Below are 12450 nucleotides of genomic sequence, written 5' to 3'. Positions count from 1 at the left end.
ATAAATCTATCTGGCAACGGAATAACCCCACATTCCTCTTTAAATATCCCTTTCACTGATTTTCCCCGTCACCTTATCCTTTAAAATTAATTTATTTCGGCCGTCATGCGTTACTTCCTGTTTGATCAGATAATGGCTTTCATCATATTCGACGTAGTTTGACGGTTTGGTAACGCCCTCTTGTCCGCGCCAAACCGGAAGTTCTACTTTTTCCCACAATTTGGTCTTTGCTGACCGGTACGCGGCGTCGATAATGGCATTGACTACATATCCGTCGTAAAAAGTTTCAGCTGACTCACGGCCCTCTTCCGCCGCATTGAACATATCCGTAAACATATGGTTATATCCCAATTCATTTACTTCATCTCCGACGGGAAACAGCCAGCCGCTCTTACTTTCAGCCTTTTCTGCAACATAATCACCGCCGCTTCCCGAGGTATACATTTCAAATCCGGTTCTCAGGAAATTGTTTATCCATATGGTACCTTCTGTACCCATCACTTCGTCGCGCAAGTCCATTCCTCCACGAAACGTCCAGCTGACTTCAAATTGCCCGATGGCTCCGTTTTCATACTTCACCAGCGCAATTGCATGATCTTCCGCATCAATCGGCTTTACCTGCGTATCTGCCCAGCACATGACCTCCACCGGACGAATATCCTTGCCGATAAAATTCCTCGAAATTTCGATACAGTGGCAGCCAAGATCCAGAATACAGCCGCCGCCAGCCTGCTCAATATCCCAGAACCATTCGCTATGCGGTCCCGGATGTGCCTCCCTCGATTTCGCCCAGATAATTCTTCCCAGCGCGCCGTTTTTGACACTTTCGAGCGACTTTAAAAATTTCGGTGTATAACAAAGGTCTTCCAGATAACCTGCAAAAATGCCTGCTTCCTCCACCGCTTTCAACATCCGAAGCGCTTCGTCCGCATTTCTTCCCAATGGTTTTGTCGACACAACTGCCTTTTTGTGTTTGGCACAAAGCATAACCGCCTCTTCGTGAATATTGTTGGGCAGCGCGATGCAGACCATATTCACACTCGGATGTGAAATAACTTCCTCCATATTCGCAGACCAGAAATCACAACCATAATCCTCCGCAAATTTCCGGGCGCTTTCTTCCCTGCGTGCATAAATGGCAACAACCCTATCCCGGCCCCGCTGGCCATGAATTGATTCAGCATAAAACCGTCCGATAAATCCGGAACCCAGCATCGCTATTTTTTGCATACAATAAAGTCTAAGGTTTAGTAATTAATTCCTACCGGTAAAAGCATTGTAACGGCATCAAATACTAGTGTGCAGCTTTCCTCTTTTTTATCATGCGGTATTAAAGGAAAAACTCTTCTTTTAGTACCGTATCCATCAAAATCGGTTTCGGGAGAACTTCAACCTCATTTTTGGTATAAAACGCCATATCTTCCGGTAATTCAACAGATTCATTTTCGGGAACAGTAACCCACCAGAATCTTACCGTCAGCCTCTGATGTGTGAGCAAATGGGTATATTCTTTGAGCACCTGCCGGAGCTGTCCTTTTTGTTGCCAGTCTTTCAGAAATTTATCCTCAGGCAAATCGTCCGGATTATTGATATCGGAGGCCGATTCAACCAGATAAAAGTCATATAATCCTTTCCATATGTCTTTTTTCAACCGTTCGTGCATCGCCAGTTTGCCTCCTTTCTCCAAAATGAAATAATTAAAATACCGGTTCTTCACAGCATTCTTTTTCATCTTGACCGGAAGCTTGCTCTGCATATTAAATGCATAGGCATAACACATATAGGTAAAAGGACAAACCGCACAATTGGGCGACACGGGTACGCATTGCAAGGCGCCAAATTCGATCATCGCCTGGTTGTAGGTCGCGGGATCCTCCCGCGAAATGATTTGTTTGCCCAGATCTGTAAATTCTTTTTTTGCTCCCGAACTTAAAATATCCGTATCAATTCCGAACAAACGGGACATGACCCTGTAAACATTTCCATCAATAGCCGGTACTGCCTCACCGAACGCAAAAGATGCGATCGCCGCTGCCGTGTAAGCACCAAGCCCTTTGAGCTTTGCCAGTTTAACAGAACTTTCCGGGAAGCTGCCTCCCCACTCTTCCACAATATGCCGGGCGGTATGGTGCATGTTCCTGGCCCGCGAATAATAGCCCAATCCCTGCCAAAGCCGCAGCACATCACGCTCATCAGCAGCTGCCAAATCAAAAACCGTAGGGTAATTGAGCAGGAATTTTTCGTAGTAGGGAGTGCCCTGCGCGACCCGCGTTTGCTGCAAAATTATTTCCGAAAGCCATATCTTATAGGGATCAGTTGTCTGTCTCCACAACAGCGGACGATGGTTTTCCAGGTACCAGGATTTGAGTTTTGCGTTAAATTCAAGTAGTTGTAAATGATCGGGTAGCATAACGTTTAGACTTATGTACGCTGTTTTTTAATGAATTAGAAAAAAAATGAAAATGCTAACCTTTTAAAATATGGTAAAATTACCCTACCTTTGTGTTCCCAAAATTTAGAGGAGGAAATAAATAAACGAAATAATATCCACTTAAAGTAAACAATCAAAGTGACTAAGGCAGACGTAATCGCACAAATTTCCGAGAAAACAGGTGTAGACAAGGGCGATGTTCAACAAACGCTAGAATCGTTTTTCACCGTGGTAAAAGACTCGCTTGCAGAGGGTGAAAATCTATATGTTAGAGGTTTCGGTAGCTTTATCAATAAAAAGCGTGCCCGTAAAGTAGCTCGTAATATCTCTCAAGGAACTTCAATGATCATTGACGAGCATTTTGTACCTAGCTTTAAACCAGCAAAAGTTTTTGTTGAGCAAGTTAAAGTGAGCGACAAATTGAAAGATCTAGCTGAAAAATAATTTGCCTAAATAGGTTTGATTAAAACAGTATGAAAAAGTCTATAATTCTTTCTTGCGTATTAGCACTGGCACTGGTCGGAACACTTTACAGTCTTCCGAAGGTTGTTGTGAATACAAAAGCAAAAGAAGTGGACACCGAGAAGAGTGAGGTAGCGGCAGCACCCGGTGCTTCGGCATCAGCTACTCCGGCGCCCGAAACTCCCTCAAACATGCATGATGGAGCCACTTTATCTCCTGAACAACAAAAACAAGTTGAACAACAGAGAAGTGGCTTCAATCAGGCAAGTGGAAAAGAAAAAATAGCTGCCGGATTAAAATTGTCTGACACGTTTGCCAAACTTCAAAAGTTTGACAGCGCCGCACGTTACGCTGAACTGGTAGCCCAGTTATCGCCCTCTGTTGAGAATGTTACAAAGGCCGGTGACCGCTATTATGAAGCGTACGGATTTGCCGTTGATGAGGCCAAGGCTAAGACCCTGGGCAGCAAAACGCGTGAATATTACGGAAAAGCAATTGAAAAAAATCCAGGATTGCTAGCTGCGAAAGCCAATATGGCCATGACTTACGTCAATACAGAAAACCCTATGCAGGGAATTTTGATGCTGCGTGAAGTGTTGGATACGGATCCTACGAATGAGCTGGCTTTATTTAACCTTGGTATTTTGTCCATGCGATCGAACCAATACTCGAAAGCTGCTGACAGGTTCAAACAAATATTGACCAACAACCCTAACAACACAAAAGCTAAGTTTTATTTAGGACTTACACTTGTGGAATTGGGCAAGAAGGAAGAGGCCCGTAAAGTACTGGCAGAGGTAAAGAAGGAGGAAAAAGACCCGGTGATCCAACAGGCCATTGTGGAGCTTCAAGCCCGTCTTGATAATTAAAATGTAAAACAATTATTTTTTATTATATAAACGACATAAATTTATGCCTTGCGGAAAGAAAAGAAAGAGACATAAGATTTCAACTCACAAGAGAAAGAAACGTCTTAGAAAAAATAGACATAAGAAGAAATAATTGATATGTGACCGGATTTGTATATATTATGAATCCGGTCATATTATCTCTTACGATATATATGTTGCCTGGCTTTAAATGTAAAGCAGGAGGTTGAGTATTAACTTTATATAGCCATTTGGTTGGTTGAACATTGAGTAACGAATTACTAATAAATTCTACTCAAAAGGGAGAACGTATAGCCCTTTTGCAGGATAAACGTCTGTTAGAATATCACGTCGAAACACCGGATCAGAGCTTTACCGTTGGGGATATTTACCTTGGTACAGTTAGGAAACTTGTGCCTGGGCTTAATGCCGCATTTGTAGACGTGGGATTTGAAAAGGATGCTTTTTTGCATTATCTGGACTTAGGACCTAACATCAACTCTCTCAATAAATTAACCAAGGATGTAATTTCCAAGCGTGTCAATTCAGGCAAGTTGAGTAACTTCAAAATGGAGCCTGAAATCGAGAAACTTGGCAAGATCGATAAAGTACTTTCAAAAAATCAACCTATTCTGGTTCAGATTGTAAAAGAACCAATTTCAACAAAAGGTCCCCGCCTATCGTGTGATATTTCCATAGCAGGTCGTTACATCGTTTTAGTTCCTTTTTCAAACTCGGTAAACCTTTCCAAAAAGATTACTGACAAACAGGAAAGAACGCGTTTACAGCGACTGATGTCTTCCATCAAACCAGCCAACTTCGGTGTTATTATCCGTACCGTTGCCACTGGAAAAGATGTAGACGAACTGAATAAAGACCTTCAGGATTGTCTTGACAAATGGGAAAATGGTATCAAAATGCTTCGTGATGCCAAACCCCGCGACCGTGTGATCGGTGAAATGAACCGTGCTTCTTCCATTATCCGTGACATGTTGAACGAATCGTTTGACAGCATCACTGTGGACTCGAAAGAAGTTTATGAGGACATTAAAGCCTATATCCACAACATTGCCCCGGATAAGGAAAATATCTTGAAACTGCATAACGGCAAGAATAAGATATTTGAACAATTCGGTTTAGAGAAACAGATCAAATCTCTTTTCGGCCGTTCGGTGAGTTTACCAAATGGTGGTTATCTGATCATTGAACATACGGAAGCTTTGCACGTTATTGACGTGAACAGTGGAAACAAGTCCAATTCAGAAGAAGATCAGGAAGCTACTGCGCTCAGTGTAAACATTGAAGCAGCAAAAGAAATTGCCCGCCAGTTGCGCTTGCGTGATATGGGTGGTATTATCGTTGTCGATTTCATTGACATGAAGAAAGCGGAAAACAAACGCGTTCTTTTTGACATGATGCGTGACGAAATGAAAGGGGACCGTTCAAAATATACGGTGCTTCCGCTTTCTAAATTCGGGTTACTGCAAATCACACGTCAGCGTGTAAGACCCGAAATGAACATTGTGACCCGCGAAACCTGCCCAACTTGTGGCGGTACGGGAACAATACAGGCAAGCATTCTGGTGACGGATATTATCTTGTCTAATCTCGATTATATTCTCTCGAAACAAAATGAACGTGGTATTACCATCGCGCTTCATCCGTTTATCTACGCCTATTTTACGAAAGGATTGATTTCTGAACAGGTAAAATGGTTCTTCCAATACAGAACCTGGGTGAAACTGATTAAGGATACTTCCTTAGGCGTGATTGATTTCAAATTCCATAACAAGTATGGGGAGGAAATTGAGATTGTACCGGGAAGCTAGTTTTTGGCTGTTAGCGGTTAGGTTTTAGCTTTTAGGATGGCTTGTTCCGAAATTCGTTTGTATTTTCTTTATTTTCCTTTCCAGATTGGGGTTCGCTTTTCTTTGAATGCGGCTGTACCTTCTTTGGCGTCTTCGGATTCCAGGAGTTTATCTAGTTGAGATTTCAGATAAATATGGCGTTTGCCTTCTTCTATTTCTGATAAATTTCGCAATGCCTCCATTCCTGATTTTATAGCGTATGGAGCATTTGAGCAGATTAGATTTGCAAGTTTGTTAACTTCTTCTTCAATAACTTCTTTTCCTGCAATTTGGGTGACCAATCCTAAATGAAACGCTTCTTCTGCCGAATAACTTTTTCCGGTTATCGACATTTCAAGTATTTTTCTTTTGGGGATAATGTCGAGTAATGACGCCATAACCTGCATCGGCCAGATTCCCCTTTTTACTTCGGGCAAACTGAAATTTGCTTCCGGTATGCTCATAACAAAAGTACATCCGCAAATAATTAGAAATCCTCCCGCAAAAACAGAACCTTCGACCTGGGCAATACAGGGCTTACATAACGTTGAAAAAGCATCACCTAACCTGACTTCCTGAAGTGGCTCGGGCAGTGTTGTGTTTTTTTGATCGGCTGACGGATCGTGAAAGGCATTAAGATCGGCACCTGCGCAGAAAACCGGCCCTCTGGCCTTGATTTCGACACAGCGAACGGTATCCTGAACCTTGGCATAGGCCAATGCAAAAGCAATTTCATTCGCCATGGTTGGCGTAAACGCGTTCCTTTTTTCCGGACGGTTAAGTGTTATCGCAAACACATGTCCGTTCAGAGAAGTTTCGATATACAGGAATCGAACGGTGTCAAAGTTCCGGAGATCTTCTTCTTTGAAAAAAGGCATAGAAAATATCGGTTTGCGTTAAGACTCTACTTGGCAACCACTTCTTCCAACATACTAATATATTGACTGATACCTGCCTCAATTTCATGCAGGTAGATAAATTCGTTAGCCGTATGTGAGCGTTCAGAATGCCCCGGCCCCATTTTTAATGACGGACAATCAAGCAACGCCTGATCCGAAGTAGTGGGTGAGCCATAAGCCGTCCGACCCCGTTTCAGTCCAGCCTGCACGATCGGATGATCCATTGGAATACTAGAAGGGCGCAAACGAATGGAACGTGCATTAACTTCCGACTGAATGTTAGCCTGAATAATTTCGATAATCTCTTCCAAAGAATATTGGTCCGTTGCTCTCACATCGATTGTAAAAACACAGGTATCAGGCACGACGTTATGCTGCGTTCCGGCGTTAATAATGGTGACAGACATTTTGATCGGTCCCAAAGTCGGGGAAACCTTCGGGAATTTGTAATTCCTGATCCAGTCAATATCCTGAATAGCCTTGTAAATCGCATTATCTCCTTCTTCCCTGGCCGCATGCCCTGACTTGCCTTTGGCGGTACAATCCAGCACCAACAGCCCTTTTTCCGCCACAGCGAGATGCATTTCGGTCGGTTCGCCCACAATCGCAAAAGAAATCTCGGGTAACTCGGGAACAACGATTTCCAAACCTTCCTTTCCTGAAATCTCCTCTTCGGCAGTAGTGGCAATAACGATGTTAAACTTTAAATCTTCACGCTGATAAAAATGACAAAAAGTAGCGATTAAAGAAACCAGGCAGCCACCCGCATCATTACTTCCCAAACCAAAAAGTTTATCGTTTTCAACCAGAGCCTCAAACGGATTTAGGGTCCATGATTTATTTGGCTTTACAGTATCGTGATGAGAGTTCAACAAAACCGTAGGCTTCGAGGCATCAAAAAACTTGTTGTAAGCCCAGATATTATTCTTTTTTGTCTGAAAAGGAATACCCTTCTGCCTGAAAAAATCCTGGATCAATGCCGCCGTGTTTTCCTCTTCTTTACTAAATGAAGAAGTTTCAATCAGCTTTTTAAGGAGAACAATAGCCTCCTCAGATAGTATTTGAATATTTTCAGCGTCAGTTAATGAAGACATATTTAGACTTTCTGGTACAACAATATTTTGGGCAAAGGTATAAAAAAAGGATTCACAAGAGTGACCTTCCCATACGGCTGCGTCAAATCTCTTTGTATCCCAAACGTTCTATTCTATATTCGTGTTATGATAATAAACTTTAGACATAAAGGTCTTAGGTTATTTTATGAAAGAGATGATCCCTCGAAACTGCAACCTTACCATGTTGAAAAGATTAGAAGGATTCTTTATCGCCTGGATGAATCGTTGGTGATAGAAGATATGAATCAGATTGGTTGGGGACTTCACCAGCTAACAGGAGATCTGAAAGGATTCTGGTCTGTTAAAGTTGACAAAAATTTTAGAATTATATTCAGACTGGAAAACGGGCAAGTCTTGGACCTAGACTATATTGATTACCATTAATTTCACAATTATGATAAATCGCGGTATGAAACCTCCACATCCTGGATCCATGATTCGGGATATTATGGAAGGAATAAAAGAAGAAACCGGCAATTCTTTAACGATTACCACAGTTGCAAAAGGACTGGGTGTGACAAGGAGCACAGTTTCAGCCATTTTGAACGAACGTCAGGGAATAAGTGCCGAAATGGCTATCCGGTTATCTGAGGCCTTTGGCTCATCTCCTCAGTTTTGGGTAAAATTACAATCGGACTATGATCTCTGGCATGCAGATAAGAAAGTAAATAAAAGTGAAGTAAAACATTTCTTGTCACCACGAACATTGGAAATTGCGTAGTGACAAGAAATAATTCTAAGCTCTAATCTGCCCATCACCTCTGACAACCCATTTTTCGGTCACCAGTTTTTCCAAAGCGAAAGGCCCGCGGGCGTGTAATTTCTGCGTGGAAATACCGATTTCCGCACCTAATGCAAACACACCACCATCTGTGAAGCGCGTAGAAGCATTGGCATAAACCGCAGCTGCATCCACTTCATTCAAGAAGATTTCAATCGCTTCCGCATTTTTTGAAATAATCGCTTCCGAGTGGCATGATGAAAAATTATGGATGTGGTTTAATGCCGCATCAAACCCTTCGACAACCTTTATCGAGCATTTATAGTCAAGAAATTCTCTCCCGAAATCTTCCGGTTCAGCTTTTTGCAAAAACGGATATTCAGCGTTTTTAAGAATATCATAAGAAACTTCATCAGCAAAAACTTCCACGTTCCATTTGATAAAATCATCCTTTAAAGTCGGCAAAAATTCAGCGGCAACTGCTGCGTCAACGATTACTGTATCCAGTGCATTGCATGCAGCAGGACGCGAAACCTTTGCATTCACAACGATATTTTTGGCCTTTTCAAGATCAGCTGTTTTTTCAACATAGGTATGGCAAACGCCTGCACCGGTTTCAATGGTAGGTACCAGAGAATTTTTTCGTACAAATTGAATCAGCCCCTCCGATCCACGAGGAATAATAATATCCACATATTGGGTGGCCATCAGAAGTTCATTGACAAATTTACGATCCGTTGGCAGCAGCATCACCGCAGACCAGTCGATCCCGATTTCCATTAAACTTTCGTGAATCAGACCGACCAGATAGGTATTGGAAAAATGTGCTTCCTTACCTCCTTTTAACACACAGGCATTTCCGGAGCGCAGACAAAGCGAAGCCACATCCAGCGTCACGTTAGGTCGTGACTCATAAATAACACCCACAACGCCGAGCGGAACAGTCAGCTTTTGCAGCGACATGCCCTGCTCTATCGTTTTTTCCAATAAAACCTCTCCCGTCGGATCCGGCAGCGCCGCCACGTCACGTAAACTTTGCGCCAGGTCAACAATTCTTTTTTCTGTCAAAAGCAGGCGGTCCTTTTTGGGGTCCGCATCATCCATCAACACCAGGTCTTTCTGGTTTTCAGTGATGATGTTGGCGGTATTCGCCAAAACTTTGTCTGCCAAAGAATTAAGCAACCGTGCTCTTTGTGCATCAGATAATTTACGAACAGCAAGAGAAGCGTCCTTGGTTGCTTTTAAAAGAGGTATTATAGATTCCAATTCCATTATAATAAAACGATATCGTTGGCGTGCGCCACTTCAAAATTCAATGTTTTCAAATTCACTTTTATCGCACCGGAGGTCTCCCTCGCACGGGCAACCGCAATCATTTCGTCATCCGGAGCATAAATTTCAATAATTTCCCCGGCTTCAAAATCCCCGGTTACCTCGATCACCCCCACAGCCAGCAGACTTTTACGTTTCAGCAAAGCTTTTGAGGCACCTTCATCGACGTGCAATCTTCCCGAAACCAGCCCTCCGCTCCCCAGCCAGCGATTCCGCGCAGACAGCGTACTTTTTTCAGGGCTCATTTCTGTACCAGCTTTTCCTTCGAGCGCTTTTAGCAATTCGTCCTGCTGCTTCATCCCGAAAATAAAAACCTTGATTCCCATCCGGGTTGCAAGTTTGGCAAAGGTCAGCTTGGAAGCCATACCGCCCAATCCGAGGAACGATTTATCCGTTCTTACAAATTTAAAAACCTCATTTACATTGGATACGTTCCCGATAATATTCCCGCCTTCATCCAGCAAGCCACCGACCGATGTACAGAACATCAGCGTTTCCGCTCCAAAGCCAACGGCCAGCAATGTAGCCAGTTCGTCATTATCTGAAAATTTCAACTCCCGGTCGCTCACCACGTCATTTTCATTCACAATAGGAATGATATTATTCTGCCAAAGTTCTTCAAAAGTATTTTTCAATTGCAGAAACTTATTGCGGTTTGCAAAGTGCTGTCTTTCACAAAGACTTTGGGCGATAAAAATACCGTTCGGAGCAAAATAACTAGCGTATAAACCAACCAATAAAGGATTTCCAACCGACGCAGCCGCCTTTCGCTGTGTCATCGTTCCCTTATAATCGTTGATATAAGCTTTACCGGCACCCACCGCTCCCGACGAAACAATGATGATGCGGTATCTGGGATGCAATAAAGAAACCTGACGGGCTACTTCTGAAATAATCGTAACATCGGGCTCTCCCGAAGGCAGCGTGATAGACGCTGTCCCGAACTTGATAACAAGGATTGGTTTTGACACTTTATTAAAACTTAAAATACTTCTTACTGTCAGAATGAAATTTCAGGCCAAAATTACTTAGTTACCTGATTATTAAAAAGCAGAATGTTTGGGAGGAGCAGTTTGCGGCGGATTTAAGAGAAACTTCCGATTCAACTGAAGTGCTTTTTTCAGCCTTTCCATATAGTCGGTCCTGGGTATTTCGATGGCACCGTACCTTAAAACATTGTCATTGATAAACTGAGTATCCAGCAATATGTAGTTATTGGCCCGTAACGTTTCAATAAGAAAATGAAACGCGACTTTGGAAGCATTGCTTTCTCTGAAAAACATCGATTCACCGAAAAAAACGCCCCCAATAGCAACACCGTACAATCCTCCTACCAGTTTATTGTCCCGGTAAGCTTCCACACTGTGCGCATAGCCAAGCTTATGCAGGTTTGTATAAGCCGCGATGATATCCTCTGATATCCACGTTCCTTCTTCCTGAGCACGAGGACCTGCACAGCCCTGCATCACACCTTCAAAATCACCGTCTATGCGAATTTCAAAAGTTTTTTTATTGATGACCGGCCGGAGTGACTTTGGTGATTTGTACGAGTCTATTGGAATGATTGCCCTGGGATCCGGAGAATACCAGTAAATTGTTCCGTCCGGCTCGGCCATCGGGAAAATTCCATTGATATATCCGTACAAGAGATCGTCGGCAGTTAGGGTCGTCATTCTGAATTTTAATGCAACATAAATAAAGACTTGTGCAAGCTAAAAAAAAACCGAGTATGTCCGAATATTTTTTTCTGTAAGACGAACTATAAAAATATAATGCATGTTTCTTTCAAGTAACATTTTTTTTTGCAAAATTTGCAACCTCTTAGACGACCAACAAAGTTAAATGAATAGCAACGGCATACATACTGTTCTTCATACTACACCTTTCAGGTTTAGGTCCCCCAGGACCGTCTAACTCTCTTTTACCTATGTGGTAAAACTTCTATCCCCATCTTTTTTTAAATTTTTGAAACGTCCCATCGTAATTTTCTGGGAATTTAATTTTTGTTTCGAACAATTTTTCGTCAGTAAATTCATCAATGAAAAATACCGAAGTAGTAGGCAGTAAGTTCATTATACAAACCGCCAATGAAAATCATTTCCATTTTGCAGATACTATTTGTGCAGAAATGGAAGAGAGTGCCAAAAAACGTGGTACTGGTATAGCAAAACGTTCTCCTGTGTATATCATGGAAAAAATGGTAGAAGGGAAAGCGATTATTGCAACAACTGATACCGGGGTGTGGGTTGGTTTTTGTTACATCGAAACCTGGGAACATGGAAAGTTCGTGGCCAATTCCGGCCTTATCGTTCATCCTGACTTCCGTCAGAGCGGTATGGCAAAAGCGATCAAGCAAAAAGCCTTTGAACTTTCCCGTCAGAAATATCCTGATGCCAAAATTATTGGTATCACCACCAGCTTGCCCGTTATGAAGATCAACTCTGATCTTGGTTATGAGCCTGTTACTTTCAGCGAACTTCCTGCGGATGACGCTTTCTGGAAAGGCTGTGCGAGCTGTGTAAACTACGATGTACTTACCCGTACCAACCGTAAGCATTGCTTATGTACCGGTATGATGTACAATCCTGAGGAACATAAAAAAACCGAGGCACAAGCAGAAAAAGACACATGGGATTTCCTGAAAGAGTCCAGCCTTTATGAGCGTTGGATGCGTATTAAGCAACGTATTTTGTTGCGAAGGGAAGAACGTGCTAAAAAGAAAAATGCCGAGGCGATGCTCGTACACTAAGTACAGCACCATATTATTGATTATT

13 protein-coding genes are annotated in these 12450 nt (G+C 42.5%); 6 read left to right on the top strand and 7 right to left on the bottom strand.

Annotated features, from left to right (window positions below):
* Window positions 1-39: 39 nt before the first annotated feature.
* Window positions 40-1230: a Gfo/Idh/MocA family protein gene (locus M1L62_RS25035; protein WP_254562387.1), complete on the bottom strand. Its 1191-nt coding sequence runs from the start codon at window positions 1228-1230 to the stop codon at window positions 40-42.
* A 100-nt stretch (window positions 1231-1330) separates the two neighbouring features.
* Window positions 1331-2410 carry an A/G-specific adenine glycosylase gene (mutY, locus tag M1L62_RS25030; RefSeq protein WP_254562386.1) on the bottom strand — a complete coding sequence of 360 codons (1080 nt, stop codon included), beginning with the start codon at window positions 2408-2410 and terminating at the stop codon, window positions 1331-1333.
* A gap of 159 nt (window positions 2411-2569) precedes the next feature.
* Between mutY and M1L62_RS25025 the strand changes: the two genes are divergently transcribed.
* The 3 genes from M1L62_RS25025 (at window position 2570) to M1L62_RS25015 (ending at window position 5591) form a co-directional block, all read left to right on the top strand.
* Window positions 2570-2875 (top strand): HU family DNA-binding protein, encoded by a 306-nt coding sequence (locus M1L62_RS25025; RefSeq protein WP_090341329.1) that lies wholly within the window; start codon window positions 2570-2572, stop codon window positions 2873-2875.
* Between the two features lie 29 nt (window positions 2876-2904).
* Window positions 2905-3762, top strand: a complete 858-nt coding sequence (locus M1L62_RS25020; RefSeq protein WP_254562385.1) for a tetratricopeptide repeat protein — start codon at window positions 2905-2907, stop codon at window positions 3760-3762.
* A 266-nt stretch (window positions 3763-4028) separates the two neighbouring features.
* On the top strand, window positions 4029-5591 hold the full coding sequence (locus tag M1L62_RS25015; RefSeq protein ID WP_254562384.1) for an Rne/Rng family ribonuclease: 1563 nt from the start codon (window positions 4029-4031) through the stop codon (window positions 5589-5591).
* 68 nt (window positions 5592-5659) lie between these two features.
* On the opposite strand, the gene M1L62_RS25010 is transcribed toward M1L62_RS25015, so the two are convergent.
* Together M1L62_RS25010 and M1L62_RS25005 are read right to left on the bottom strand one after the other, a co-directional pair.
* The gene (locus M1L62_RS25010; RefSeq protein ID WP_254562383.1) at window positions 5660-6487 is read right to left on the bottom strand and encodes an enoyl-CoA hydratase-related protein; all 828 of its coding nucleotides are present in this window, start codon (window positions 6485-6487) and stop codon (window positions 5660-5662) included.
* 26 nt (window positions 6488-6513) lie between these two features.
* Complete coding sequence (locus tag M1L62_RS25005) at window positions 6514-7602, bottom strand: M20 family metallo-hydrolase (protein ID WP_254562382.1); 1089 nt, start codon at window positions 7600-7602, stop codon at window positions 6514-6516.
* Window positions 7603-7728: 126 nt separating this feature from the next.
* Here M1L62_RS25005 and M1L62_RS25000 point away from each other — a divergent pair, with 126 nt between their 5' ends.
* Both M1L62_RS25000 and M1L62_RS24995 read left to right on the top strand, forming a co-directional pair.
* Window positions 7729-8007 carry a type II toxin-antitoxin system RelE/ParE family toxin gene (locus tag M1L62_RS25000; protein ID WP_254562381.1) on the top strand — a complete coding sequence of 93 codons (279 nt, stop codon included), beginning with the start codon at window positions 7729-7731 and terminating at the stop codon, window positions 8005-8007.
* A 25-nt stretch (window positions 8008-8032) separates the two neighbouring features.
* Window positions 8033-8344, top strand: a complete 312-nt coding sequence (locus tag M1L62_RS24995; protein ID WP_254562380.1) for a HigA family addiction module antitoxin — start codon at window positions 8033-8035, stop codon at window positions 8342-8344.
* A gap of 15 nt (window positions 8345-8359) precedes the next feature.
* On the opposite strand, the gene M1L62_RS24990 is transcribed toward M1L62_RS24995, so the two are convergent.
* From M1L62_RS24990 to aat, 3 genes are all read right to left on the bottom strand, one after another.
* Window positions 8360-9610, bottom strand: a complete 1251-nt coding sequence (locus tag M1L62_RS24990) for a glutamate-5-semialdehyde dehydrogenase (RefSeq protein ID WP_254562379.1) — start codon at window positions 9608-9610, stop codon at window positions 8360-8362.
* 5 nt (window positions 9611-9615) lie between these two features.
* On the bottom strand, window positions 9616-10647 hold the full coding sequence (proB, locus tag M1L62_RS24985) for a glutamate 5-kinase (protein ID WP_254562378.1): 1032 nt from the start codon (window positions 10645-10647) through the stop codon (window positions 9616-9618).
* Between the two features lie 72 nt (window positions 10648-10719).
* A complete protein-coding gene (aat, locus tag M1L62_RS24980) occupies window positions 10720-11349 on the bottom strand; it encodes a leucyl/phenylalanyl-tRNA--protein transferase (RefSeq protein WP_254562377.1) in 630 nt (209 codons plus the stop codon).
* A gap of 365 nt (window positions 11350-11714) precedes the next feature.
* On the opposite strand from aat, the gene M1L62_RS24975 reads away from it, so the two are divergent.
* On the top strand, window positions 11715-12425 hold the full coding sequence (locus M1L62_RS24975; RefSeq protein WP_254562376.1) for a GNAT family N-acetyltransferase: 711 nt from the start codon (window positions 11715-11717) through the stop codon (window positions 12423-12425).
* Window positions 12426-12450: the final 25 nt, after the last annotated feature.

The organism is Dyadobacter diqingensis, assembly GCF_024220585.1.
Taxonomy (GTDB): domain Bacteria; phylum Bacteroidota; class Bacteroidia; order Cytophagales; family Spirosomataceae; genus Dyadobacter; species Dyadobacter diqingensis.
This window is presented reverse-complemented; position numbering and strand designations above follow the sequence as displayed.